The 24,095-nt window shown below is 65.8% G+C and carries 19 protein-coding genes and 3 pseudogenes; 8 read left to right on the top strand and 14 right to left on the bottom strand.

Annotated features, from left to right (window positions below; genetic code table 11):
• Nucleotides 1–328: 328 nt before the first annotated feature.
• Both HWQ56_RS14660 and HWQ56_RS14665 read right to left on the bottom strand, forming a co-directional pair.
• A complete protein-coding gene (locus HWQ56_RS14660; protein ID WP_158159268.1) occupies nt 329–979 on the bottom strand; it encodes a TetR/AcrR family transcriptional regulator in 651 nt (216 codons plus the stop codon).
• A gap of 9 nt (nt 980–988) precedes the next feature.
• A complete protein-coding gene (locus HWQ56_RS14665) occupies nt 989–2,350 on the bottom strand; it encodes an MATE family efflux transporter (protein ID WP_176570964.1) in 1,362 nt (453 codons plus the stop codon).
• A 208-nt stretch (nt 2,351–2,558) separates the two neighbouring features.
• Between HWQ56_RS14665 and HWQ56_RS29435 the strand changes: the two are divergent.
• Nucleotides 2,559–3,284, top strand: a pseudogene (locus HWQ56_RS29435) (MCP four helix bundle domain-containing protein); the annotation flags it as partial.
• 309 nt (nt 3,285–3,593) lie between these two features.
• Nucleotides 3,594–4,190: pseudogene (locus HWQ56_RS29440) on the top strand (methyl-accepting chemotaxis protein); the annotation flags it as partial.
• Between the two features lie 81 nt (nt 4,191–4,271).
• Here the strand turns inward: HWQ56_RS29440 and HWQ56_RS14675 are convergent.
• Nucleotides 4,272–5,915, bottom strand: coding sequence for an acetolactate synthase large subunit (locus HWQ56_RS14675; protein ID WP_158158243.1), 1,644 nt, complete (start codon nt 5,913–5,915; stop codon nt 4,272–4,274).
• A gap of 469 nt (nt 5,916–6,384) precedes the next feature.
• On the opposite strand from HWQ56_RS14675, the gene HWQ56_RS14680 reads away from it, so the two are divergent.
• Complete coding sequence (locus HWQ56_RS14680; RefSeq protein WP_176570966.1) at nt 6,385–6,843, top strand: hypothetical protein; 459 nt, start codon at nt 6,385–6,387, stop codon at nt 6,841–6,843.
• A 700-nt stretch (nt 6,844–7,543) separates the two neighbouring features.
• Here HWQ56_RS14680 and HWQ56_RS14685 read toward each other — a convergent pair.
• A complete protein-coding gene (locus HWQ56_RS14685; protein WP_176570967.1) occupies nt 7,544–8,203 on the bottom strand; it encodes a hypothetical protein in 660 nt (219 codons plus the stop codon).
• Nucleotides 8,204–8,542: 339 nt separating this feature from the next.
• Nucleotides 8,543–9,763 (bottom strand): MFS transporter, encoded by a 1,221-nt coding sequence (locus HWQ56_RS14690; RefSeq protein WP_176570968.1) that lies wholly within the window; start codon nt 9,761–9,763, stop codon nt 8,543–8,545.
• Between the two features lie 115 nt (nt 9,764–9,878).
• Between HWQ56_RS14690 and HWQ56_RS14695 the strand changes: the two genes are divergently transcribed.
• Nucleotides 9,879–10,346 carry a winged helix-turn-helix transcriptional regulator gene (locus tag HWQ56_RS14695; RefSeq protein ID WP_176570969.1) on the top strand — a complete coding sequence of 156 codons (468 nt, stop codon included), beginning with the start codon at nt 9,879–9,881 and terminating at the stop codon, nt 10,344–10,346.
• Here the strand turns inward: HWQ56_RS14695 and HWQ56_RS14700 are convergent.
• Entirely contained in the window at nt 10,341–11,249 is a 909-nt protein-coding gene (locus HWQ56_RS14700; RefSeq protein WP_158157679.1) for a LysR family transcriptional regulator, read from the bottom strand. The two genes, HWQ56_RS14695 and HWQ56_RS14700, sit on opposite strands and share 6 nt — an antisense overlap.
• A 93-nt stretch (nt 11,250–11,342) precedes the next feature.
• On the opposite strand from HWQ56_RS14700, the gene HWQ56_RS14705 reads away from it, so the two are divergent.
• Nucleotides 11,343–12,509 carry an MFS transporter gene (locus HWQ56_RS14705; protein ID WP_176570970.1) on the top strand — a complete coding sequence of 389 codons (1,167 nt, stop codon included), beginning with the start codon at nt 11,343–11,345 and terminating at the stop codon, nt 12,507–12,509.
• A gap of 3 nt (nt 12,510–12,512) precedes the next feature.
• Here the strand turns inward: HWQ56_RS14705 and HWQ56_RS14710 are convergent, their stop codons facing one another.
• Both HWQ56_RS14710 and HWQ56_RS14715 read right to left on the bottom strand, forming a co-directional pair.
• Nucleotides 12,513–12,872 (bottom strand): YciI family protein, encoded by a 360-nt coding sequence (locus tag HWQ56_RS14710; protein ID WP_176570971.1) that lies wholly within the window; start codon nt 12,870–12,872, stop codon nt 12,513–12,515.
• 59 nt (nt 12,873–12,931) lie between these two features.
• A complete protein-coding gene (locus tag HWQ56_RS14715) occupies nt 12,932–13,741 on the bottom strand; it encodes a sulfite exporter TauE/SafE family protein (RefSeq protein WP_176570972.1) in 810 nt (269 codons plus the stop codon).
• Between the two features lie 106 nt (nt 13,742–13,847).
• Between HWQ56_RS14715 and HWQ56_RS29100 the strand changes: the two genes are divergently transcribed.
• Nucleotides 13,848–14,624, top strand: a complete 777-nt coding sequence (locus HWQ56_RS29100; RefSeq protein ID WP_158157667.1) for an AraC family transcriptional regulator — start codon at nt 13,848–13,850, stop codon at nt 14,622–14,624.
• Between the two features lie 76 nt (nt 14,625–14,700).
• On the opposite strand, the pseudogene HWQ56_RS14720 reads toward HWQ56_RS29100, so the two are convergent.
• A pseudogene (locus tag HWQ56_RS14720) lies at nt 14,701–15,456 on the bottom strand (DMT family transporter); the annotation flags it as partial.
• A gap of 77 nt (nt 15,457–15,533) precedes the next feature.
• Between HWQ56_RS14720 and HWQ56_RS14725 the strand changes: the two are divergent.
• Together HWQ56_RS14725 and HWQ56_RS14730 are read left to right on the top strand one after the other, a co-directional pair.
• Entirely contained in the window at nt 15,534–16,121 is a 588-nt protein-coding gene (locus HWQ56_RS14725; RefSeq protein WP_176570973.1) for a TetR/AcrR family transcriptional regulator, read from the top strand.
• Nucleotides 16,122–16,266: 145 nt separating this feature from the next.
• Entirely contained in the window at nt 16,267–18,393 is a 2,127-nt protein-coding gene (locus HWQ56_RS14730) for a TonB-dependent receptor family protein (protein WP_176570974.1), read from the top strand.
• Nucleotides 18,394–18,429: 36 nt separating this feature from the next.
• Here HWQ56_RS14730 and HWQ56_RS14735 read toward each other — a convergent pair whose 3' ends face one another.
• The 5 genes from HWQ56_RS14735 to HWQ56_RS14755 all read right to left on the bottom strand — a co-directional run bounded on the left by HWQ56_RS14735 (nt 18,430) and on the right by HWQ56_RS14755 (nt 23,924).
• Nucleotides 18,430–19,209, bottom strand: a complete 780-nt coding sequence (locus tag HWQ56_RS14735; RefSeq protein ID WP_176570975.1) for an ABC transporter ATP-binding protein — start codon at nt 19,207–19,209, stop codon at nt 18,430–18,432.
• Complete coding sequence (locus HWQ56_RS14740) at nt 19,203–20,201, bottom strand: ABC transporter permease (RefSeq protein WP_176570976.1); 999 nt, start codon at nt 20,199–20,201, stop codon at nt 19,203–19,205. Before HWQ56_RS14740 ends, HWQ56_RS14735 begins: the two co-directional genes overlap by 7 nt.
• Nucleotides 20,188–21,261 carry an ABC transporter substrate-binding protein gene (locus tag HWQ56_RS14745; RefSeq protein ID WP_158157673.1) on the bottom strand — a complete coding sequence of 358 codons (1,074 nt, stop codon included), beginning with the start codon at nt 21,259–21,261 and terminating at the stop codon, nt 20,188–20,190. The genes HWQ56_RS14740 and HWQ56_RS14745 overlap by 14 nt, the downstream gene beginning before the upstream one ends.
• Before the next feature lie 273 nt (nt 21,262–21,534).
• Nucleotides 21,535–22,965, bottom strand: a complete 1,431-nt coding sequence (locus tag HWQ56_RS14750) for an NAD-dependent succinate-semialdehyde dehydrogenase (protein ID WP_176570977.1) — start codon at nt 22,963–22,965, stop codon at nt 21,535–21,537.
• A gap of 32 nt (nt 22,966–22,997) precedes the next feature.
• Nucleotides 22,998–23,924, bottom strand: coding sequence for a Gfo/Idh/MocA family protein (locus tag HWQ56_RS14755; protein WP_176570978.1), 927 nt, complete (start codon nt 23,922–23,924; stop codon nt 22,998–23,000).
• Nucleotides 23,925–24,095: the final 171 nt, after the last annotated feature.

Here is a 24,095-nt window from a genome sequence, read left to right on the forward strand (position 1 = left end):
CACCCAGGCTTGACTGGCCCGAAACAGATGTGGGACCGGGCTTGCCCGGGAAGCGCCGCGCGGGCGGCGCTCGATCTGAAGGGCTCCCAGGAAACCACGACATGCGCTTGGTGGCCCTAATGCGATTTCATGCCAGGATTTTCGGGTTTTCCTCGAAAGGCCAGGCTGAGGATTGCATCAGGGCTGCCAGGTGCAGGACTCTGGCTTCCGCGGCGCTTCCCGGGCAAGCCCGATCCCACATCTGTTTTGCGCCAGTTATGTCTGTAAGATCACCTCGACAGCCTTGTTTGTCTGGCGCAGTATCGATTGAAGCTTGAGGCTTTCAGCTTCAGCCCCCCACCGCCAAATCCTTCCCCAACCGCCGCAGGTACAAGTCGAAGACGTGCATCACGTCCACGCTTTCCCGGCCGCGCAGCCATTGGATCTGCAACCCGTCCATCACCGAGAAGATCTCCAGCGCCAGCGCGCTGATATCGACGTCGGCGCGTATGGCCCCCGCCTCCACCAGCGACCCCAGGTGCGCCTGGGCGTGGCCGTGCACCACGTCGAACTTTTCCTGGTACCAGGGGAACGCCGGGTGCTTGTCCGAGAGGCTCTCGATGTTGATCATCAACGCCGCCTGGCACTCGCTGGCATCCTCCACGCTGAAGCCCATGCTCATGCGCAGGAAGCGCAGGAACCCGTCCAGCGTCGGTGACGTGTCCAGTTCGCCGAAACGCTCCACCACGCGCTGGTCGCGGCGGTCGAGCAAGGCGCGCAGCAATGCCACCTTGTTGGGAAAATGGTGCAGCAGCCCGACCGTGGTAATGCCGGCGATATCGGCCACGTCGCGCATCGACGCCGCCTGATAGCCATCCCTGGCGAACACTTGGGTGGCGGCGTCCAGCAAGGCCATGCGGCGCATTTCGCCCTTCGGGGCGCGGCGACGCTTGGGTGCTGGCGGCTCGAGCGCCTCCTGGTGAGAATCCTTGACTGACATAAAAACCCGTTACTGTGAAGAAACCCCAGCGGCCTTGGCCCGCTGGCGGAAAAATAGCCGTGCAGCGCCCACGGCGGTGGCAATCGCCAACAGCGCCACCAGTGCGTTGCCCAGCCACATGCCCAACACCGCGCCACGTCCACCTTGCCAGTGCGCGCCCAGGTAAACGAATGGCAGCGACCCGAGGGTGCCGCGCAACCAGCCGAACGCCGGTACCCACCAGGCCCGGCCCATGGTCAGGAACATCGACTGGGCCAGGAAGTCCAGGCCGAACAGCAGCCACAGCCCGGCGCCTAGTTGGCAGAACAGCAGCAACAGCGCCCGCCCCTCGTCCAGCAGCTGGAAGTAGTCGGCGATGGCCGGCCCGGCCAGGTACAAACCGGCCCATAGCGCCACACCATAGAGGACCACCAGCTTGGCTGTAAAGCCGACTGCCTGGCGCGCGCGGTCGTCTCGGCCGGCGCCCAGGTTCTGGGCAATCACCGGCACCAGCGCGCTGGGCAAGGCGAAATACAAGCAGTAGCCCAGTTGCAGGAGGCGATCGACCACGGCCATGCCGGCCAGCACCGAGGTACCGAAGGCTGCCAGGGTCACCATCAGGTAGGTGATGCCCACCGGCATCGCCAGGTTGCCGAGCATGGCGGGCACCGCGATGGGCGCCAGGCGGCCAACGTGCAACCTCAGCCAGCGAACGTTGAGCCGCGCCGAGAGGCCGATATGGCGCCTGACCAACACCAGGCCCAGCCCAAGGGCTACCAGTGTGGACAGGCCGAACGCCAGCCCCGCGCCTTCCACCCCCCAGCCCAGCCCCAGAATGAACAGCGGATCGGCGACCGCCAGGGTCGCCGCCCCGGCCACCAGCACACCCAGGGCCAGGCGCCCGTGCCCTTGGGCCCGCAGGATCTGCGCGCACATCTGCATGGCCGCCGCCGGCACGCTGGCCACCAGGGTTGTCCAGATATACAAGCGGGCGGTCGGGTAAGCTGCCGGGTCCGCACCCAGCAAGCGCCCCAGCGGCGCCATGGCCAGCAGCTCGACGCCGGCGATCAGCGCTGCCACGGCCATGGCCATCAGCAACAGGTGGCTGACCAGGCGCGCCAGCCGTCGGCTCATGTGGTGGCCGATGCGTTCGGACAGCACCACCCCGGCCGCGATTACCAGCCCCGAGACGAATGCGGCGTTGACGAACAGCAAGGTCTTGGCCAGCCCCACGGCGGCCAGCAGGCGCTGGTCATGCAACTGCGCGACATAGACCAGCGTGAGGATATCGACCAGAAACACCGTCAGCAGGCTCAGGGCGCTGGCACTGGTCATGGCCAGCACGTGGCGGGCCAGCGAGCCTTGGGTGAAACGGGCGGTGGTGTCGCGCATGGCGGGCTCGAAAGAACAAGGGCAGGCATTGCACCACTGTGAGCGCTGGCTGGCCAGCAGGATTTTCCGCAGGGCGCGAGCAACGTTGGCGCAGCCTGTACCCACGGGTATCGCTGCCCGCGACAAAATGCTCTAGCACGGGGCTCTCAAGCTTAACCGATTCAGGCCGAAGAGCTGATATCATTTTGACATCCATTAGGAGACCCCCATGAACCTGAGACATCTCAACATTGCCCCACGGGCACTCCTGTGCTTCGGTTTCTTCGCCGTGCTGATTACCGCCCTGGGCCTGTTTTCGCTGCTGCAGTTCGCTGAACTGAAAAGTTCGCGCGCCACCTTGCAGGACGAAGTGCTGCCGGCGGTGCAGACCATTGGCCGGATCAAGAGCGACCTGCTGACCATCCGCCTGGGCAACACCAACCTGCGAACCGCCCTCAGCCCCCAGGCGGCCGACCTGGCGCGCAACAGCATCACCCGTGGCCGCGACGACCTGCAGGCCGACGTGCGGCGGCTCAAGCCGCTGCTGATCGGTACCGATGCCCAGCAGGCCTATGGCAACCTGCTGGACGCCATGGGCAAGTACCTGGACGTGCACGCGCGTTTCCTCGATGCCCTGGCGCAGAAGCATGATGATGTGGCTACTGCCCTCAGCCAGCCCAACGGTGAGCAGACCCTGGCCGGTAACCAGTTCAGCAAGGACATCGATGAGGTGGCCCACCAGGCCGACCTGAAAATGGCCGAATCCGATGCGGTGGCCACCACTGCCTACAGCCAGGCGCGCAACGTCACCATCGCCGCCATCCTGGTCGCCCTGGCTGCCACGCTGATCATGGCGACGCTGTTCACCCGCAGCCTGGTCAGCCCGGTGGCCAAGGCCTTGAAGGTGGCGCAGCAGATCGCCGACAACGACCTCAGCCAGCCGATCGTGGTCGACGGCAAGGACGAACCGGGGCGCCTGCTCGGGGCGCTGGCGATCATGCAGGACAACCTGCGCAAAACCCTTAGCGACCTGGGCGGTTCGTCCAACCACCTGGCCTCCACGTCCGAGGAAATGGCTGCCCTGACCCAGGACGCGCTGCAGGGCATTCAGCGCCAGAACGACGAAATCAACCAGGCTGCCACCGCCATCAACCAGATGAGCGCGGCCGTGGAGGAAGTGGCCCGCAACGCCGCCCTGGCGTCGAGCGCCGCCCGCGAGTCCAGCGAGTCGGCCGAGAACGGCCGCCAGCGCGTGGACGAGACCCTGGAGGTGATCAATGCCCTGCACGACTCGGTAGGTGCCACGGCGTCGGAAATCGATGGCCTGGCCTTGCAGCTCAAGGACATCAGCGGTGTGCTGGACGTGATTCGCGGGGTCGCCGAGCAGACCAACCTGCTGGCGTTGAACGCCGCCATCGAGGCGGCCCGTGCCGGTGACGCCGGCCGTGGTTTCGCGGTGGTGGCCGACGAAGTGCGCGCGCTGGCCCACCGCACTCAACAGTCGACGGCGGAAATCGAGCAGATGATCACCTCGATCCAGGGCGGTGCCAGCAAGGCGGTGACGTCCATGGGCCTGAGCAGCGAACGCGCCAAAGCCAGCCTGGTGGTCGCCCAGGGCGCCGGTGACGCCCTGAGGCAAATCACCGCGGCCATCGTGCAGATCAACGAGCGCAACGTCAGCATTGCGTCGGCCACCGAAGAACAGGCCCAAGTAGCTCGCGAAGTGGACCGTAACCTGACCAGTATCCGCGACCTGTCCATCCAGACCTCCGCCGGTGCCGACCAGACGTCCTCCGCCAGCGGCGAGCTGTCGCGCCTGGCGGTGCAGTTGAATCAGGTGGTGTTGCAGTTCAAGGTCTGACCGCTGCGGCGTCCTTGTTCCCCACGAAAAAGCCCCCGGGCAGCCTGCGCTGCCCGGGGGCTCATACGTGCATCCGAACCGTCAGACCAGCGCGCTGCGGCGCTTGAGCTCACTGTTGAGGATGAAGTCGTTTTCCGAGTAGTCGACCGGGCAGTCGATCACGTGAACACCCGGGGTCGACAGGCACTGCTCCAGCAGCGGCAGGAAGCCTTCGGCGCTTTCCACGCGGTGGCCCTTGGCACCGTAGGACTGGGCGTACATGACGAAGTCAGGGTTGCCGTAGTCCAGGCCGTAGTCGGTGAAGCCCATGTTCGACTGTTTCCAGCGGATCATGCCGTAGCCGTCGTCACGCAGGATGATGACCGTCAGGTTCATCTTCAGGCGCACGGCGGTTTCCAGTTCCTGGCTGTTCATCATGAAGCCACCGTCACCGCACACCGCGACCACCGGGCGGTCCGGGTACACCAGGTGCGCGGCCATGGCCGACGGCAGGCCGGCGCCCATGGTCGCCAGGGCGTTGTCCAGCAACACGGTGTTGGGCTTGTGGGCCTTGTAGTTGCGGGCGAACCAGATTTTGTAGATGCCGTTGTCCAGCGCCACGATGCCTTCGGCCGGCAGGGCGCGACGCACGTCGGCGACCATGCGCTGCGGGTAGATCGGGAAGCGGTTGTCGTCGGCGCCTTCGGCGATCTGCGCTTCGTTGGCCTCGCGGATGGTCATCAGGCGGGTGAAGTCCCAGTGCGGTTGCGGCTCCAGGGCTTCGCCGATCTGCCAGATGGCGTTGGCGATGTCGCCGATCACTTCGATCTGCGGGAAGTACACCGGGTCGACTTCAGCGGAGCGGAAGTTGATGTGGATGACTTCGGTGCCGCCACGGACCATGAAGAACGGCGGCTTCTCGATCACGTCGTGACCGATGTTGACGATCAGGTCGGCCGCTTCGACGGCGCGGTGCACGAAGTCACCGGCCGACAGCGCGGCGTTGCCCAGGAAGCGCGGGTGGCGCTCGTCGACCACGCCCTTGCCCATCTGGGTGGTCACGAACGGTACGTTGGTCTTGTCGATCAGCTGGCGCAGTACCTTGGCGGTCATTTTGCGGTTGGCACCGGCACCGATCACCAGGATCGGGCTGCGCGCGGCTTTGAGCTTGGCGACGGCGGCTTCGATGGCCTTGTTCTCAGCCAGCGGGCGACGGCTCAGGCTCGGGGTGATCGGCATGCTGTCGGTCTGCTCAGCAGCGATGTCTTCCGGCAGTTCCAGGTGCACGGCACCGGGCTTTTCTTCTTCAGCCAGGCGGAAGGCTTCACGCACGCGCGACGGAATGTTGTCGGCCGAGGCGAGCTGGTGGGTGTACTTGGTCAGCGGCTGCATCATGCCAACCACGTCGAGGATCTGGAAGCGGCCCTGCTTGGACTTCTTGATCGGCTTCTGGCCGGTAATCATCAGCATCGGCATACCGCCCAGGTAGGCGTAGGCACCGGCGGTCACCAGGTTGGTGGCGCCAGGGCCCAGGGTGGACAAGCTGACGCCGGTCTTGCCGGTCAGGCGGCCGTAGGTGGCGGCCATGAAGCCGGCGGACTGTTCGTGGCGGGTCAGCACCAGCTCGATGGGCGAGCGGCGCAGCGACTCCAGCAGGTCCAGGTTTTCCTCGCCGGGAATACCAAACACATATTTGACGCCTTCGTTTTCCAGGCATTGAACGACGACATCTGCGGCCTTGGCCATTTTCCTTCCTCAAACTCGTGGCGCGCTCATATGCGCCCATTACCATGACTGATCAGGGGAACAAGCCCCGCTTTTTTCACGCCGACGGCGCTACCGTCGCATCGCCCCGGCCCACAGCGGCCAGTAAGGACGTGGACGAATGATTCGGCACAAAAGCCACTATTGCGAAACGTAACGGTTTCCAGCCCCTGAATGCAACGGCCCAGAGCGATTGTTGGCGGATAGCGAACACTTTTGCTAGCGATGGGCGCCAGGGCGCTGTTCCCGAGGGTCGCTCGGTTTCATGGGGTGGTGTGTTTCAGGTGAAAAGGCCGCGCTGTCAGACACAGCAACCGCCGAGGGGGTCCACGCCACGACGAAAGAGCTGGTACTCTCCGGTCTCACCCTGACGGTGGCCGGCTACCTGCCGGGGCTGAAGCCTACTGCCCAGCCATGCTGGCAACAAGAACAAGATCGCCTGGAACCTGCAATGGATGATGCACTGAAAGGAATGGCGGCTCGGCCGCTGGCGCTGCTGGCGCTGATGTCAGGTGCCGTGGTGGCCACCTGGCTGGCTGCCCATGGGCACGCGCAAATCACCACGAATTTCCTCGTGTACTGGCTGCCCCATGCGGTGATCCTCGGCCTGCTCTGGCTGTCTCGGGCGTCAAAAGTGCTGATGGCCGGGGTGGCCACGGCCTTGGCGCTTTACCTGGCGTTGTACGGGGCGTGGGTGCTGTCCATGACCGAGCCGGGCGGGTTGATCTGGCTGGGTTACCTTTGCTCCTTCCCCGGCGCGTTCCTGGCAGCCGCCGTGGCGCGCTACATCGAGTGGACCGCCCGCCCCTGCGACCGGCCATGGCTGACGGGCTTTGTCTGTGTGGCGCTGGGCCTGACCCTGAACCAGGGGGCGGTGTGTTCGACAGTGATGGCGTGCCGGTTGGAGTGAGCCCACGGGCGCCGTGGGCAAAGCGCTTATCCGCGTGCCCGGCGCGCCGCCTCGACCAAACCATCGAGCCAATCCTGATGCCCTTTGTTCATCGGGTTGGGCTGAGCCTTGGCCAACTCCAAGGCTGGAGTGCCTTTCTGGGTTTCCTGCCTGATGCACCGTGGCGCCTGCTTCCCGAGCTGGCGCCCGGTCCCACAGAGGATCACCGCGATAGTGCGGAACACCCTGTGGGACCGGGCGAAGCTCGGGAAGGCCGCGCCGCGGTAGGCCTGATACACCCCGGCGCCTGCTTCCCGAGCTGGCGCCCGGTCCCACAGAGGATCACCGCGATAGTGCGGAACACCCTGTGGGACCGGGCAAAGCTCGGGAAGGCCACGCCGCGGTAGGCCTGATACACCCCGGCGCCTGCATCCCGAGCTGGCGCCCGGTCCCACAGAGGATCACCGCGATAGTGCGGAACACCCTGTGGGACCGGGCGAAGCTCGGGAAGGCCGCGCCGCGGTAGGCCTGATACACCCCGGCGCCTGCTTCCCGAGCTGGCGCCCGGTCCCACAGAGGATCACCGCGATAGTGCGGAACACCCTGTGGGACCGGGCAAAGCTCGGGAAGGCCACGCCGCGGTGTACTTGATACACCACGGCGACCACTCAGGAATACCCGGTGGGGCCAGCCATGAAAAGCAGGACTGTCTACCTCGAGCTCAGCAGCTCGGTTTACTGAGCCCGGTACCGATGGACACTGCGCTCACCGGCACATCAGCGAATGCCTTCTCGGCTGCCTCGTTGAACTGCGGGTCGCAGTTGAAGCGTGTGTCGGTCACGTAGTCTTCACCCTTGGCTTTGGTCATCACCCCCTCCCACTGGCTGGCTGCGGCGAGGGCGGTGTCCGAGGCCAATACCACCTCCAGCATCACCTCCTTGAAACCAACCGCATGGGGCCCCTCCCAGTGGGCGAACACCGAAGGGTCGGCGGCGTTGCCGCACAGGGTGAGGCAATCGGCGCTGTAGCTCAGGCCGCCGCCAGAGGAGGCCACGAACGCGCCAACGGTCAGCGGCTTGCCTGGGGCCGGTGCGTAGCTGCTGACGAACGAACTCAGGTCAGCCTGACAGTTGTCACCCAGCTCCATGCGCAATTTGCTGACACTGTTGCCCTCCACCGTTGCCGTGATGGTACAGCCCTGAACCTTGAACACGTGATCATTGCCATTGGACTCACGGGGAATGCCGGCCACCGATTCGAAATAACGTGGGGTGGTCCCCAGCATGTCACCATTGAACACTTCAGCCACCGTGGCCGCTTGAGCAGTACTGAACCACAGGGCAATGGAGCAGCCAACACCAACACATAGTGCATGACGCATGCGAGAATCCTTTCATGAGCGGAGATTGCCCCGGCGTTGCCGGCGGCGCGACCGGCAGTCTAGCAAGGTGCCACGGCTGATGGCCATCATGGCTGCCATCATTGTCTGTCTGACGGCCCGAACGCAGGCCTCACAGGAGATGTGGGCTACCGCTTCGCCGTGGACTGGACGAGTCAGGCCGCGGCCCGAACCCGCTGCACGCTCAGATCGGACAGTGCGGGACCCGCGCATTCCAGCGTTCGCGATGGCGGGCGCGCCAGTCGGGGCTGCCAGAATCCAGCCACGCCAGCGTGGCTTCTACGCTGGTGGGGCTGATCAGGAACCGGTCGACATAGGGTGTCATTCCTTGAACGAGGGGTTGGGCGCTACTGTACCCGTGGCCCGGTTCAGCCACCAGACACACCAGGCCACGGCGCTGATTCCTGCGCCCAGCAGGCACACGGCCAACCACCCACCGTGAGCATACGCCTGGGTAGCCGCCACGGCGCCCAGGCCACTGCCCGCCGAGTAGCAGCACATGTAGGCGCCCACCATCCGGCTTTGCGCATCCGGCCGCGCCGCCAGGATCAGGCTCTGATTGGTGACATGTACTGCCTGCACGGCAAAGTCGAGCATGGCCACGCCCAGCGCCAGGGCCAGCAGCGAGCGGTGCGCCAAGGCGATAGGCAACCAGGACACCACTAGCAAGCCCAACGCAGACCCCGTGGTTCTGCTTCCCTTGCCCTCATCCGCCCAGCGCCCGGCGCGGGCCGCCGCCAACGCACCGGCAATACCCGCCAGGCCGAACAGGCCGATGTGGGCATGGGAGAGCGACAGCGGCGGCGCGCTCAGGGGCAACACCATGGCAGTCCACAACACACTGAACGCAGCGAAGATCAGCAACGCGAACCCGCCCCGGCGCCGCAGCACCGGTTCGGTGGCATACAGCGCGAACATCGACCGCAACAAAGCGCTGTAGCGCTGGCCCGCGCGCGGTTCGCCCGTGTCAGGTACAGCACGCCACACTACGCCCGCCATGACCAGCATCAGCCCTGCAGCCATCAGGTACACCATCCGCCACCCCGCCAGGTCGGCGACTGACCCGCTGACCAGTCGCGCCAGCAAAATGCCTATCACCACGCCGCTGGTCACGGTGCCTACCGCCTGGCCCCGTCGGTGAGGCGGCGCGAGCACAGCCGCATAGGCCACCAGCACTTGGACCACCACCGCCATCAAGCCCACCACACCCATCGCACCCATCAACGCCCACCAGTGCTGCGCCATGCTGGCCGCCACAAGAGCCGCCGCAGACAGGAGCAATTGGCCGAGCACCATGGCCTTGCGGTTGAGCAGGTCTCCCAACGGCACGATGAACAACAGACCTGCCGCGTACCCCACCTGAGTGACCGTGACCACGATACCAATCATGGCTGGGGAGACGCCCAGGCTGAGGGCCATGGAGTCGAGCAGCGGTTGAGCGACGTACACAGTGGCCACCGCCAGCGCGCAGGTCACGGCTAACAGCAGAGTCAGGGGCGACGAGCCCTGAGTCGCTGCATGGGTAACAGTCTTTGATGTCATCCTTGCCACCTATCTGGTTTCAATTTGAAACCGATTTAGCCGCAGCAGGTTTTAATTTGCAACCAGAATCCGTTTGTTCAGTATAATCAGCGCCACCCTCCCCGGAGCCTACCCCATGGCCAGACAACCTGCCCTTGAGCACAGCGAATGCCCCGTCGCCCGTACCTTGGAAGCCATCGGCGAACGTTGGACACTGCTGATCATCCGCGACGCGTTCGACGGGCTGCGGCGCTTCAGTGAGTTCCAGAAAAGCCTGGGGCTGGCGAAGAACATCCTGGCGGCGCGCCTCAAGGTGTTGACCGAACTGCAACTACTGGCGCTGCAACCGGCGGCCGATGGCAGTGCCTACAAGGAATACGTGCTGACGGCGCGCGGGCGCTCGGTGTTCCCGTTGATCGTGTGCATGCGGCAATGGGGGGAACAACACCTGTTCGAGGCCGGTGAAGCCCACTCGGTGTTGCTGGATGATGCCGGTGGCCAGCCGGTGGCGGCGATGGAAGTACGGTCGGTGGATGGCCGGGTGCTGGGCCCGGAGTCGTGCCATCGCACGCGCGTTATTCGCCCCAGCCGTCAGGCCTCATGACAGGCCAGGCGGCTCACGAAGGTTTTCCACGAGGAAATCCACGAACGCCCGCACCCGTGCCGGCATCGCCGCGCCGCCGACGAACACCACGTGAATCGGCTCGCGGTCCCCGGGGTTGTAGCCTTCGAGCAATGACACCAGGCGCCCGCTTTGCAGGTCTTCCTGCACGCTGAACGCGCCGATGCGGGCGATACCGGCGCCCAGCCGGGCGAGTTGGGCCAGGGTTTCACCGTTGTTGCCTTCGATACTGCCCGTGACCTTGATGGCCATGTCGTGCCCCTCGCGGCGAAACGGCCAATCCGGCGCGGCGCGGCGGAAGTTGAAGCGCAGGCAATTGTGGTTCAGCAGGTCTTCGGGGGCTGCGGGCGTGCCATGGCGTGCCAGGTAGTCGGGGGACGCGACCACCACCTGCCCGGTCTCGCCGATGCGCCGGGCCGACAACGGGCTGTCGGGCAGTTCACCGAAGCGAATGCCTACGTCGGCCTGGCCGCCGAGAATATCGACCACTTCATCGCCCAGCGCCAGATCGACCAGGATGGCCGGGTAACGCGCGCTGAACGCCGCCACCAACGGCACGATGACCAGCCGGCCGTGGGCCAGCGAGGCACTGACGCGCAAGCGGCCACGGGGCACGCCCTGGTCGGTGATGGCGTCTTCGATCTCGGCCATGTCGGCGAGGATGCGCCGCGCCCCGCGCAAGTACGCCTCGCCCTCGGCGGTGAAGCGAATGGCGCGGGTGGTGCGTACCAGCAGGCGGGTGCCAATGCGCTGTTCAGTGCGGGCGATGATGCGGCTGACCGACGAAGGGGTCAGGCCCAGAACCCGGGCCGCCGCTGACAGACTGCCGTGCTGCGCCACCAGGGCGAACACGGTCATTTCACCCGATCGTCCGTTGATGTCCATTTGTGCGCTCAATGCAAAACTCTTGGTCTTTATCAGGGGCTACCGCCCTTAGAGCGGCGATTGTAGCATCTGCCCCACAGATAAGGAGCCACCATGCGTATCAACCCACCCCTCATAGCCCTCGCTGCCGGCGCCTTTGGCATTGGCGTCACCGAGTTCGCGCCCATGGGCATGCTGCCCGGCATCGCCGCCGACCTCGGCGTATCGATCCCCACCGCCGGCTTGCTGGTCAGCGCCTACGCCCTGGGCGTGCTGATCGGTGCGCCGATCATGACCCTGACCACCGCGCGGGTGCCGCGCCGCTACTTGCTGATCGGCCTGATGGCCATCTTCACCCTGGGCAACCTGCTGTCTGCCCTGGCCACCGATTACCAGACCCTGCTGTTCGCTCGGGTCGTGACTTCGTTGAACCACGGCGCCTTCTTCGGCATCGGTTCGATCGTGGCGGCCAGCGTGGTACCGCCGGACAAGCGCGCCGGCGCCGTGGCCGCGATGTTCATGGGGCTGACGGTGGCGACCATTGGTGGCGTGCCATTGGCCACCTGGTTTGGCGAAACATTCGGCTGGCGTACCGCGTTCTGGGGCATCGCCGGTCTGGGCGCGGTGGCCATGGCCTCGCTGTGGCTGGCATTGCCTGACATTCCCGCGGAAAAAAGCGATGGCCTGCTGGCGGAAATCAAGGTGCTTGGCCGTGGCCCGGTATTGTCGGCGCTGGCACTGACCGTGGTGGGCTCAAGCGCGATGTTCACCGTATTCACGTACATCGCGCCGATCCTGCGCGACGCCACCCATGCGTCCACCAATTTCATCACCGGCATGCTGGTGCTGTTCGGTATCGGCCTGACCCTGGGCAATATCTGGGGCGGCAAGGCGGCGGACCGCTCCGTGGACCGCACCCTGATCCTCTCGCTGACGGTACTGATCGTGGTGCTGGCGGCGTTCACCGTGCTGATGCGTTGGCCCCTCCCAGCGGCCATGGCGATCCTGGTGTGGGGCGCGGCCAGTTTCGCCCTGGTGCCGCCGCTGCAGATGCGCGTGATGGAAGCGGCCAAGGACGCCCCCAACCTGGCCTCGGCGGTGAACATCGGCGCCTTCAACCTGGGCAACGCCATCGGCGCAGCACTGGGTGGCGCGGTGATCAACGCCGGGCTGGGCTACCCAGCCATCGCCGTGGCAGGCGCGATGATGGGCGTGCTGGGCCTGGTCATGGTGCTGGCGCTACGCGTGCGCCCCACCGCTCACCTGGCAGTGGCCGAGTAAGCCTTACTCGAAATCCGCACTCTCGTAGAGCGGGCGGATTTCGATCTCGCTGGGCCCGGGCATCGGATTGGGGCAGCGCTTGACCCAGGCGATGGCCTCGTCCATGTCTTCAACTTCCCACAGCCAGAACCCCGCGACCAGCTCGCGAGTGGCGGCGAAGGGCCCGTCGACCACCGAACGTGCAGGGCCATCGAAGGCGATCCGCTTGCCCTGCGAGGACGGCTTCAGCCCATCGGCAGCCCGCAAAATACCCGCTGCGACCAACTCCTCGTTGAATTTGCCCATGGCCTCCAGCAATTCGCTGGAGGGCAAATCGCCTTTCTCACTTGCTTCAGTGGCTTTCACCAGCACCATGACGCGCATCGCAGGCCTCCACACTCAGGGGGAATGGTTCCTTCATTGTAGTTGTTCGCCGCCTTCCTTCAGGCCAACACCATCACCACCAATACCGCGCCCAGCAATACCAGGTAACTTCTGGCGTGCACCGTGTCGCTGATGCGCCCCACCAGCGGTCCGGCCAAGGCTATCCCGCACCACGCCCCGGCCACCAGCAACGCCAGCGCCGGCAGGTCGACATACCCGGCGAAACCGGTACCCAGGCTGTCGTGGCGCCAAGCCAGGGCGCTGTACACCAGGGTGCCGGCCACGGCCATGGGCAACGACAAGGGGTTGGCCAGGGCCGTGGCGGTGGCCATGCTGGCGCCGCGACGGCGCATCAGCGGCACACTCATGACACTGCCGCCTACCCCCAGGAACGCGGCGATGGCACCGATGCTGGTGCCCGCCACGGCACTGTGGGCACGGCCCAAGGGGCGCAAGGTGCCCACCGGTTCGCCCAGGAAACCGGGCCTGAACAGGGCATCGACGAGGGTCATGCCCAGGTAGGCAATGAACGCCCAGCGCACCCAGGCGCCGCTGACCACGGTGGCCAGCGCGGCGCCCGCCACTGCGCCCAGCGCTACATACCCCAGCAACGGCGTGACCATGGCCCAAGGCAGTGCGCCCACGCGCGCGCGCCGCCAGGTTGCCAACCCCGCCCCGAAGATCATCGCGGCCGTGGACGTGGCTACCGCGACTTGCATCGCGGCTTCCACCAAGGGAGCGCCAGGGGGCTGACTGGCCCTGATCAACCCATACAGCAACGGTACGGCGACGAAGCCGCCGCCAAACCCGAACAACACCGTGGTCATGCCGGCCAGCACACCAAAAGCGCCCAACGCATACCAGAACATACGCACCTCCTTCAGAAACCAGCCTGGTGACTTTAAGGAAAAGGGTGCTGGCCAGCTTGCGTGGGTTAGCCAATAATCATCGAATTTCGGCCAAGGGCTTTGCACCATGCTCAACGTCCCGCTCGCCACCGTCGACGCAACTGACCGCGCCGTCCTGGCCATCGGTACCGACTACAGCCCCGGCACGGTGCTCAGCGCCCATGTGCACCGGCGGGCGCAGTTCCTCTACGGCATCAGTGGCCTGATGGAGGTGGAAACCGATGACCGCGCCTGGGTGATCCCGCCCTACAGCGGCGTATGGATTCCCGCCGGCAAACGCCACCGCGTGGTGATGCGCGGGGTCAGCACCCGCAGCCTGTACCTGGAGCCTGGGCTTGAGGTGCGTGGCAACGGGCAATGCCAGGCGCTGGTGGTGTCCCCCTTGCTTCACCATCTGCTGCTGGCCAGCGCCGATGTGCCGGCCCGCTATGACGAACAAGGGCGCGACGGCCACCTGGTGCAGCTGATCGTTCATGAACTGCGCAAGGCCACCTGCCTGCCGCTGTTCGCCCCCCTGCCCCGCGAACCGCGCCTGGCAGCGCTGTGCCGCGCCTTCCTCGCCGCCCCGGGCATTGGCCAACCCGCCGATGCCTGGGCCGAGGCCCTGCACTGCAGCCCGCGCACCTTCAGTCGACTGTTTCGCCAGCACACCGGGTTGTCGTTCGGCGAATGGCGCCAGCAGGCCTGCCTGCTGGCCGCCGTCACGCGCCTGGCGGCCGGCACCCCGGTGACCCGGGTGGCGCTGGAACTGGGGTATGAGAGCCCGAGCGCGTTTTCGAGCATGTTCCAGCGTCGGCTGGGGTGCGCGCCCAGTACGTACCTGATGAAGGACGACCGGGGTTGAGCGTCAGCGCAATGCCGCTGGCGCACACCATGAGGGCGCCCACCACGACCGGCAACGCCGGCACGTCGGCGAAGAACAGGTAACCCAGCAAGCATGACCAGGCCACGCTGGTGTATTCCAGAGGCCCCACCAGCGATGCCGGCGCATGGCGGCAAGCCTCGAAAAAGCAGTATTGGGCCAGGTAGACCTGCACGCCCAGCGCGACCATCAGGCCCCATTGCACCGCAGTTCCCGGTGTTTGCCAGCGCATCAACCCGGCACTGAACGCCAGGAACACCACGCTCGTGACCAACACCTGCACCGCGGCACTGTCGCGGCCGCCGCTGCGCCGGGTGTAGATAATGGTCATGGCCCAGAACAGTGCCGAGGCCAGCGCCAGCACCGTGGGCACCAGGCTGATGGCCCCACCCGGGTTGGCGGCGATGACAGTGCCCGCCGCCCCGACGGCTAACGCCAGCCAGCGGTAGCCACGAATGACCTCGCCCAGCATGAACACGGCCAGCACCGCAATGATCAGTGGCGCCGTGCAATACAGCGTCATCACCGCCGACAGCGACATCTGCCGCGCCGCCAGAAAAAAACAGGCCATGGCGGCGAATTGCAGGGTGCCCCTGAACAGCATGGCCCCGCGCCCCGGGCTGGCGAACGCCGCCCGAAGCGTTCCCCGCCGGCTCGCCAGTAGCGCGATCAGCAGCACCACGACACTGCGCAGGAACACCAGTTGCCACAGCGAGTAGTCGCTGCTGAGCCATTTCACTGTGGCGAAGTGCAGTGAATACAGGGCGTAGCTGGCGCAGGCGAACGCCGCGCCCAGGTATCGGCGTTGGCTCATGGGTGGTCCCTCCAGGTGGCTTGCCAAAAACGGCAATGAGGGCTAGGGTTGCAGCTAGTTAACTGGTCTACTATCCCATGAGCAAAGAAAATAACAGCACCCGCGCGCGCTTGGTGGCCGAAGGCTTGAAGTCGATGGTCATCAACGGCTACGACGGCATCGGCCTGAACGCCATCCTGGAAGCGGCCGGCGTGCCCAAGGGTTCGTTCTATTACTTCTTCAAGAGCAAGGAAGCCTTCGCCGGTGCCGTGCTGGACGCCTACGAGGCCCACTACGGCCACGTCCGGGCCAGCCATTTCGAAGACACCCGCCTCAGCCCGCTGCAGCGCCTGAGACGCTATTTCGCCGAAGCCGGCCCCCTGCACTTTGCCGAGCAACCCATGGGCGGCTGCCTGTATGGTGTGTTCGGGCAGTTGGCACCCGCCCGCAGCCCAGCGTTCCGGCAACGGCTAGCCGAGGTGTTTGGCCGCTGGCAAGCGCAGATCCAGGCGGTGTTGGCCGAAGCCCAGGCCGCAGGGGAAGTGAACCCGCAATTGGACCCCAGGCAGGCAGCGGCCTTTCTGATCGAGGCGTATGAAGGGGCATTGATCCGCATGAAGGTGGACGGCAACAACGACGCGTTCGAGCGCTTCATGCAATTTGCGTTCGCTGCGCTGGCGGTGTGATTGCCCCGCTGGGTGAGGCTGGCGTGAGCGCCCCGTGCATGGCAAGCAAGCACAGGCAGGAAAAAACCAAATTGCCATGTGTTCCGTTCGTTCTTTCCTGCGTCGCACCTCTTCATTGCCTGTTTCCCTTGTCTGGAGTTCCCTGATGCCCGCGCCGAAACCCCTGCCCACTGCCCTGCTGGGCCTGGCCCTCGTCTGCCCCTGCGTGGCCGAGGCTCAGGACCTTGAACTGGGCCAGGTCGTGATCCGGGGCCAGGACCAGAGCGGCGAGGACCAGGCAGTGACCGACGCCACGGCGCGCCAGGCCCAGGTGCCCGGCGGCACCAACGTGGTGGACATGCGCCGCCCGCTGCAAGGCCGCGTGGCCAGCAACCAGGATGTGCTGGCGTATCAGCCGGGGGTTTATGCCCAGTCCGCCGGCAATGAGGGGGTGAAGATTTCCATTCGCGGCTCGGGCATCAACCGCGCGCCCGGCGCCCACGCCTCGGGCCTGTACGCCATGCTCGATGGCTTGCCCCTGACCGGCCCGGGCGGTACCCCCTATGAACTGCTGGAACCCCTGTGGCTGGACCATGTGGACGTGATGCGCGGTGCCAATGGCTTTGACCGCGGCGGCCTGGCCCTGGGCGGCGCCATCGACTATGTCAGCCATACCGGCTATGACTCACCCCTGCTGCAACTGCGCTACGCCATGGGCAGCCATGGCTATCGTCAGCGCCAGGTCAGTTCCGGGCAAGTGCTGGGGGACTTCGACTACTACGTAGCCGTCACCGATGCCAAATCCGATGGCTACCAGGACCATACCGCCAGCACCAGCCAGGGCGTGATCGCCAACTTCGGCTACCGCATCAATCCCGACCTGGACACCCGGTTCTATTTTCGCCACCGCGAAACCGACAATGAGTTGGCCGGGCGGGTGACCAAAGACGCCATCGAACACGACGCCCGCGCGGCCAACCCTACCTACCAGGCACGGGACTACCAGCGCGATGAACCCGGCAGCACCTTCATCGGCAACAAGACCACCTACTACATCGACGACGATTCCAGCGTCCAGGCCGGGCTGGTGTACCACGACTACCCCATGGACCTGCGTGAAGGCCCCAACCGCCTGAAAGTGGCCTACACCGATGTCAGCGGCACGTTCGACTACAAACGCCGCGACACCCTGTTCGGCCTGGACAGCAACAGCCTGATCGGCCTGCGGGTGACCAAGCACTTGCCCAACGATGGCGCCAGTGAGTTCGTGCGCATCCCCACCAACAATACCGCCAGCTATGCGCCCGGCACGCGCATTCGCGATTTCACCTACCAGGGCTCGGACACCGTGCTGCACGCCAGCAACGACCTGGAGATCGCCGAGGACCTGTGGTTGACCACCGGCCTGGCCGCTATCTACACCCGCCGCGAAAGCGCAGTCACCTACCCGGCAGACGGTGGCAAGACCAGCCTGCATGACTGGGACTACGCGCCGCGCCTGGGCCTGCGCTACCAGCTCAGCCCCAACGTACAGGTGTTCGGCAACCTCAGCCGCTCGGTGGAGGCGCCGCACCCGTGGTCGCTGATCTACAGCGCCAATCAGCTGTTCCCGGCCGGCAGTGGCGCCGCCACCGGCGCCCAGCGCGACCCGGTGAAGCTGCGTAACCAGACCGCCACCACCCTGGAGTTCGGCGGCCGGGGTGACAGCGCCCTGGGCCAATGGAGCCTGGCCTGGTACTACGCCCAGGTGCGCCATGAACTGCTGTCGGTACTGCCCGACGCCAGCGCCGTCACCCCCTACGAACTGAACGCCAGCCCCACGGTGCACCAAGGCGTCGAAGCCAGCCTGCAGAGCACCTTGTGGTCCGAGCCCGGCGTCGGCCAACTGAGCCTGCGCCAGGCGTACACCTTCAGCGACTTCCACTACCGGGACGACAACCGCTTCGGCAACAACCGCCTGCCGGGCCTGCCGATGCATTACTACCAGGGCGAGCTGCGCTACGACTGGCCCCAGGGGGTGTTTGCCGCGCTCAACACGCAACTGGTGTCCAAGGTGGCGGTGGACTACGCCAACAGCTATTACGCTGATCCCTACGCGCTGTTCGGCGCGACCCTGGGCTACAACGCGCCGAAAGGCGATTGGCAGACCTGGGTCGATGTGCGCAACCTGACCAACCAGCACTACGCCGCCACGGTGACCCCGGGTTACGACGACAAGGGGCTGGACGCCGCGCGGTCAACGCCCGGCGAAGGGCTGGGCGTGTACCTGGGCGTGTCCTGGAGCCTGCGCTGACCGCGGACCTGACGCCGCGGCCGGCACCCGGTGGGCTCACGCGTCGGCCAAGCCCAACGAGGCCAGAATGCCAGTGCGCAACTCCACCAGGTAGGGATCATCCCGGCGCCGTGGATACGGGCGCTGTACCTGGATCTCGGCTTTGACCCGCGCTGGCCGCTCGCTGAAGACGATGATGCGGTTGGCCAGCAACAGCGCCTCCTCCACGTCATGGGTCACCAGGAGCGCGGTATAGCCCTGGCGCTGCCACAGTTCGATCAACTCCTTCTGCATGGCGATGCGCGTCAGCGAGTCGAGCTTGCCCAAGGGCTCGTCCAGAATCAGCAGGCGAGGCTCGTTGACCAGCGCCCGGGCCAGGGCAACCCGTTGCGCCATGCCCCCGGACAACTGGCGGGGCCAGGCACGGGCGAATTCGCTCAGGTGCACCTTGGCCAGAGCGGCGTCGACGCGGCCGCGCTGGGTCTTGAGCAACCCCTGGGCCTGCAGGCCCACGGCAACGTTGTCCCAGACACGGCGCCAGGGGTACAGGGTGGGGTCCTGGAACACCACCACGCGGCTGGGGTCCGGGCCGGTGATGGCCTGGCCGTCGCCTTGCAGGGTGCCACGGTCGGCGGGTTCCAGCCCGGCCACCAGGCGCAGCAGGGTCGACTTGCCGCAACCGGAGGGGCCCAGCAGGGCGACGAATTCGCCCGGAGCCACGTCCAGGCTGACGTTATCGAGTACAGGCAACGGCTCGCCATCCAGGTGAAACGCATGGCTGAGCCCGTCGATATGCACGGCCAGCCCCGGGCTGGCGGGTGTCTGCAGCGCTACCATTTCACCGCTCCTTTCTGCCAGGCCAATAGCCGGTCACGTACCAGGAAAAGGGCCGATATCAACCCGGAACAGGCCAGCGCCATCACCAGCAGCGCGGCATACATATTGGCGTAGGCGGCCCAGCCCTGGGCCCATTGCAGGTACCAGCCGATGCCGGACTTGACGCCCATCATTTCCGCCACCACCAGGGTGGAGAACGACGCGCCCAGGCCCATGAACAAGCCGACAAACACATGGGGCAACGCCGCCGGAATCGCCACGCGAACAATCAGGAACGAGGGTTTCGCCCCCAGGGTGCGCGCCACGTCGTAGTAAGCCTTGTCGACGCTGGCCACACCCGACCAAGTCAGCACGGTGACCGGGAACCAGGTGGCCAAGGCAATCAGGAACACGCTGGCGCTCCAACTGCTGGGAAACAGGAAAAAGCACAGCGGCAACAGGGCTGTGGACGGAACCGGCCCGAGGATGCGCAACACCGGGTGCAACCAGTAGCCGATACGGGTGGACCAGCCGATGGACACCCCGGCAATGAAACCGCATACGGCGCCCAGCCCTACCCCAAAGCCCAACAGCACCGCCGAGTGCCACAGGCTGTCGAGCAGGCGCGGCCAGTCGCTGAGGTAGACATTGAGCAAGGCCTGGGGCGGCGCGAAAAACGGTACCGGCAGCAGGCCCAGCTTGGCGGTCAGCCATTCCCAAACGCCCAGCAGCAACGCCAGCGCCAGCAGCCACGGCGCCAGGTGGTGCAGCCGACGGGCCAGCCTGGGTACCCGGGGCGCGGCCAGCGCCAGCACACCGATCAACACGGCCAGCGCCAGTTCGAGGTTGGCCAGGCCTTCAGTCAGTGGCCAATGCCGGGTAGCGTCCGGATACAGCCGGGTCAGCAGCGCGGCACCCAGCCAGGCCAGCACCGCCACGGCGGAACGCCAGCCGATGCGTGGTTGCTCAACGGCCACGGCGACGCCGGCACGGGTGAGTTCAACTGAAGACATTGGCGGTGATCTCCTTCGCGAACTCGCCGGCGTTGGTGCTGGCGTCGAATACCTCTACCGTCTTGAGGTCGTCCACGTAGGTGACGATCTCGGTGGCCAACGCCGCGCCCACGGCGTGGTGGCCGTGGGTGTGGTCGTGAAGAATGGCCTGCACCTCGGCTTCGCTGGTGTTCACGGCAAACTTCTGGAAACCCTTGGCCACCGCTTCCGGGTGTTTTACCGCATAGTCGTGGGCTTCCAGAATGGCCTGGGTCAGCGCCGCGGCCACACGGCGGTCGTCGCGCACCAGCTTGCCGGTGACGCCCACCACGCAGCACGACAGGTTGGCGTATTCGTCCACCAGGTTGGTGGACAGCTCGCGCGCCTGGCCGCCCTGCAGCAAGCGGTACATGAAGGGGTCGCTGCCACTGATGGCCTGCACTTCACCCTTGTCCAGGGCGGTGCCCAGCAGGTCAGCGGGAAACAGCTTCCATTCCACGTCGCGCACCGGGTCCACGCCGTGCTTCTTGAGCAGGATGGAGAAGAAGTTGCGATCGGGCGCCGCCATGTCGGTCACGCCAATGGCTTTGCCCTTGAGGTCTTCCAGGCGGGTGATGGGGCCGTGGGTAGCGCTGAGCAGGCGCAGGCAACCGCCGTGGGTACCGGCGGTGAGCTTGACGTCGAAGCCCTGCTCCAGCGCCTTGAGCCAGCGCAGCGCCATGCCGATGCCGGCGTCGGCCTTGCCGGTGGCGATGGCTTCGAGCAGCACCTCGGTAGAATTGCCGAAGTTGACGAACTCCACGTCCAGGTTGTGCCGGGTGAAGAACCCTTCGCCGTGGGCGATGACCACGGGGGCCAGGCAGACGGCATTGAGGTTGATGGCCAGTTTGAGCTTGCGCGGCGTGTCGAGCTTGATGAAGTCACCGGTACCCTGGGGTTCCGTGCCCATCTGCATGGAGTCATGCTCATCGGCCCAGACGCGGCCGGGCAACGATAGCAGCAGCGGGCTGGCCAGCGCGGCAGCCCCCAGGCCTAACAGACGGCGGCGAGACAGGGCATTGAACGGGGGTTGAGGGCGCATCGTCGAACCTCTCCTGAGCGAGGGTGGGTTCGGGTCCGCGCGTACGGTCGCCGAGGGTGGCTAATAAGGTTTTGATCGGTCTGGCGACCTTCTTAGAACCTTACCACCTGGCGGGTTATAGGCTAAATTCATTTAATGCATAAGGTAATATGCATAAAGGTAGGTGGAATCAGGGCGCATCGCGGGTGATTTCCGCGGGTCGCGAGAATGAGCGCCGTGCGACCGGCGCTCACTCTCGGATACAACGACATCAAGGCATCCAGCCGAAACCCATCATCCCAGGTGCGTGACCAGCTTGGTCACCAGGTACGCCTGGATGGCCTCAGTCCCGCCTTCCGAGCCATGGCCGGAATCCTTGATCCCGCCAAACGGCGTTTCCGGCAGGCCAATGCCCAGGTGGTTGATCGACAACATGCCCGCTTCAACCCGGTCACTCAATGCCTGCGCCGTCTTCGACGAGGCCGTGAAGGCGTAGGACGCCAGGCCGAACGGCAGACGGTTGGCTTCGGCGATCACTTCGTCCAGGGTATCGAACGGCACGATCAGCGCCACCGGGCCGAACGGCTCCTCGTTCATCAGGCGCATGCCGGTGTTCAGGCCGCTGATCACGGTCGGGGCGAAGAAATACCCCGGGCCGTCGATCGCCTTGCCGCCCAGGTGCACGGTGGCACCCTTGGCGCGGGCATCGTCCACCAGGGCCTGCAACGCCGGAGCGCGCCGGCCGTTGGCCAGCGGGCCCATGGTCACGCCCTCCTCCAGGCCGTTACCGACCTTGACCTTGCCCGCGAGTTCGACGAAGCGGTTCAGGAAGGTCTCGAACACTTCACGCTGCACCAGGAAGCGCGTGGGCGACACGCACACCTGCCCGGCGTTGCGAAACTTGGAGGCCACCAGCAATTGCACGGCCTTTTCCACGTCGGCGTCGGCGAACACCATGGCCGGTGCGTGGCCGCCCAGTTCCATGGTGGCCGGCTTCATGTGCTGGCCGGCCATGGCCGCCAGTTGCTTGCCCACCGGGGTGGAGCCGGTGAAGGTCACCTTGCGGATGACCGGGTGCGGGATGAGGTAGCCCGAGATGTCCGCCGGGACGCCATACACCAGGCCGATAACCCCGGCCGGTACACCCGCGTCGGCGAAGGCGCGGATCAGTTCGGCAGGCGACGCCGGGGTTTCTTCCGGGGCCTTGACGATGATCGAGCAACCCGCGGCCAGGGCCGAGCTGAGTTTGCGCACCACCTGGTTGATCGGGAAGTTCCAGGGCGTGAACGCCGCCACCGGTCCGACGGGTTCGCTGATGACGCGTTGCTCGATGCCCTGGGCACGCGAAGGCACGATGCGGCCATAGCTGCGGCGGCCCTCTTCGGCCAGCCAGTCGATGATATCGGCGGCCGCCAGGGTTTCGGCACGGGCCTCGGCGAGCGGCTTGCCCTGCTCCAGGGTCATCAGCCGGGCAATATGATCGGCACGTTCACGCATCAGCTCACCGGCCTTGCGCATGACCTTGTAGCGGTCGAAGGCACTGACCTTGCGCCAGGTGTCGAACCCCTGCTGCGCAGCGGCCAGGGCCTCGTCCAGGTCGGCGATGTCGGCGTGTGCCACGCTGCCCAGGGTTTCACCGTTGGCGGGGTTGACCACCGCGATGCTGCGGCCGTCGGCGGCATCGCGCCATTGACCGTTGATGTAAAGCTGCACGTTCGGGTACATGGGAATCCCTCAGTCGATGAAAATGGAAGGTTTCAGTCCAGGAAGGCCGCCGCCTGGGTACGGCGGCCGGCCATGAAAGCGTCTGCCACCAGGCGCAGGGGTTGCAGGTCGGCATCGCTGGCGCCGGTGGCGATCAACTGCCGGAAATGCCGGTACAGCGACGGGTACTCTGCCTCAGCAGGCAGCGGCTGGGCGATGTCATCGATGAACAGCGCGGCGCCGCCTTGTTCCAGGCGCAGCACGCCATCCTCGGTAACAATGACCACACGCCAGACGTCGGGTTCAGCATGATCCCAGTCAAACTCCGCGCTGACCTCGACGCCATGGGCGTCGGCCATGCGCAGGCGCGCCGCGATGGGGGCCTGGTGGTTGGCGGGCACGGCAAGCTCGGCGGCCGTGATGAACAGGGGGTCGGGAAGCAACGTGGTGACGATAGACAAGGCATTGATACCGGGGTCGAACACCCCCTGCCCGCCCGCCTGCCAGATCCAGGCCTGGCCGGGGTGCCATTTGCGCACGTCTTCCTTCCAGGTGATGGCCACGCTGCGCAGGGTGCGCCCGCGCAGCCACTGGCGAGCCGGCTCCACCGCCGGGGCGAAGCGCGAATGCCAGGCGAACAGGCAGGTCACGCCCTGGGCGCGGGCCAGCTCCACCAAATCCATGGCCTCGCCAAGGCTGGCACAAGGCGGCTTTTCCACCAGCACATGCTTGCCGGCCAGCAGGGCCTGGCGCACTTGCGCGTGGCGGCCCTGGGGCGGCGTGCAGAACGCCACGGCCTGCACGGCCGGGCCCTCGGCCAGCAACGCCTCCAGGCTGGTGTAATGGGCCACGCCGGGGCATGGCGGGCCCAGGGTGGCGACAGCGCGCAACTGGTAACCGGGGTTGCCGAGGATGGCCGGCACATGCTGGTCCTGGGCGATCTTGCCGTAGCCGACGAGGCCCAGCGAAAGGTGCTCCATGGTGCGACTCCTGTTGCAGGGGATTGTTCTTATGGGATCAGGAAGGCAGCAGAGGCCGAGTCTATACGATTGCGGGGGTGGTACGACAACTGCCGGCAATCAAAACGGGTGGTCGAAACGGTCCATATTTCTTAAACTGTACGCCTCTCCTCTTCAAACCACCCGAATGGC

The organism is Pseudomonas eucalypticola (assembly GCF_013374995.1).
Taxonomy (GTDB): Bacteria; Pseudomonadota; Gammaproteobacteria; order Pseudomonadales; family Pseudomonadaceae; genus Aquipseudomonas; species Aquipseudomonas eucalypticola.

Bases quoted from the DNA above. Each gene is read 5' to 3' on its own strand.
- HWQ56_RS14660 (WP_158159268.1), bottom strand. From the start codon at position 979: ATGTCAGTCAAGGATTCTCACCAGGAGGCGCTCGAGCCGCCAGCACCC.
- HWQ56_RS14665 (WP_176570964.1), bottom strand. From the start codon at position 2,350: ATGCGCGACACCACCGCCCGTTTCACCCAAGGCTCGCTGGCCCGCCAC.
- HWQ56_RS14675 (WP_158158243.1), bottom strand. From the start codon at position 5,915: ATGGCCAAGGCCGCAGATGTCGTCGTTCAATGCCTGGAAAACGAAGGC.
- HWQ56_RS14680 (WP_176570966.1), top strand. From the start codon at position 6,385: ATGGATGATGCACTGAAAGGAATGGCGGCTCGGCCGCTGGCGCTGCTG.
- HWQ56_RS14685 (WP_176570967.1), bottom strand. From the start codon at position 8,203: ATGCGTCATGCACTATGTGTTGGTGTTGGCTGCTCCATTGCCCTGTGG.
- HWQ56_RS14690 (WP_176570968.1), bottom strand. From the start codon at position 9,763: ATGACATCAAAGACTGTTACCCATGCAGCGACTCAGGGCTCGTCGCCC.
- HWQ56_RS14695 (WP_176570969.1), top strand. From the start codon at position 9,879: ATGGCCAGACAACCTGCCCTTGAGCACAGCGAATGCCCCGTCGCCCGT.
- HWQ56_RS14700 (WP_158157679.1), bottom strand. From the start codon at position 11,249: ATGGACATCAACGGACGATCGGGTGAAATGACCGTGTTCGCCCTGGTG.
- HWQ56_RS14705 (WP_176570970.1), top strand. From the start codon at position 11,343: ATGCGTATCAACCCACCCCTCATAGCCCTCGCTGCCGGCGCCTTTGGC.
- HWQ56_RS14710 (WP_176570971.1), bottom strand. From the start codon at position 12,872: ATGCGCGTCATGGTGCTGGTGAAAGCCACTGAAGCAAGTGAGAAAGGC.
- HWQ56_RS14715 (WP_176570972.1), bottom strand. From the start codon at position 13,741: ATGTTCTGGTATGCGTTGGGCGCTTTTGGTGTGCTGGCCGGCATGACC.
- HWQ56_RS29100 (WP_158157667.1), top strand. From the start codon at position 13,848: ATGCTCAACGTCCCGCTCGCCACCGTCGACGCAACTGACCGCGCCGTC.
- HWQ56_RS14725 (WP_176570973.1), top strand. From the start codon at position 15,534: ATGAGCAAAGAAAATAACAGCACCCGCGCGCGCTTGGTGGCCGAAGGC.
- HWQ56_RS14730 (WP_176570974.1), top strand. From the start codon at position 16,267: ATGCCCGCGCCGAAACCCCTGCCCACTGCCCTGCTGGGCCTGGCCCTC.
- HWQ56_RS14735 (WP_176570975.1), bottom strand. From the start codon at position 19,209: ATGGTAGCGCTGCAGACACCCGCCAGCCCGGGGCTGGCCGTGCATATC.
- HWQ56_RS14740 (WP_176570976.1), bottom strand. From the start codon at position 20,201: ATGTCTTCAGTTGAACTCACCCGTGCCGGCGTCGCCGTGGCCGTTGAG.
- HWQ56_RS14745 (WP_158157673.1), bottom strand. From the start codon at position 21,261: ATGCGCCCTCAACCCCCGTTCAATGCCCTGTCTCGCCGCCGTCTGTTA.
- HWQ56_RS14750 (WP_176570977.1), bottom strand. From the start codon at position 22,965: ATGTACCCGAACGTGCAGCTTTACATCAACGGTCAATGGCGCGATGCC.
- HWQ56_RS14755 (WP_176570978.1), bottom strand. From the start codon at position 23,924: ATGGAGCACCTTTCGCTGGGCCTCGTCGGCTACGGCAAGATCGCCCAG.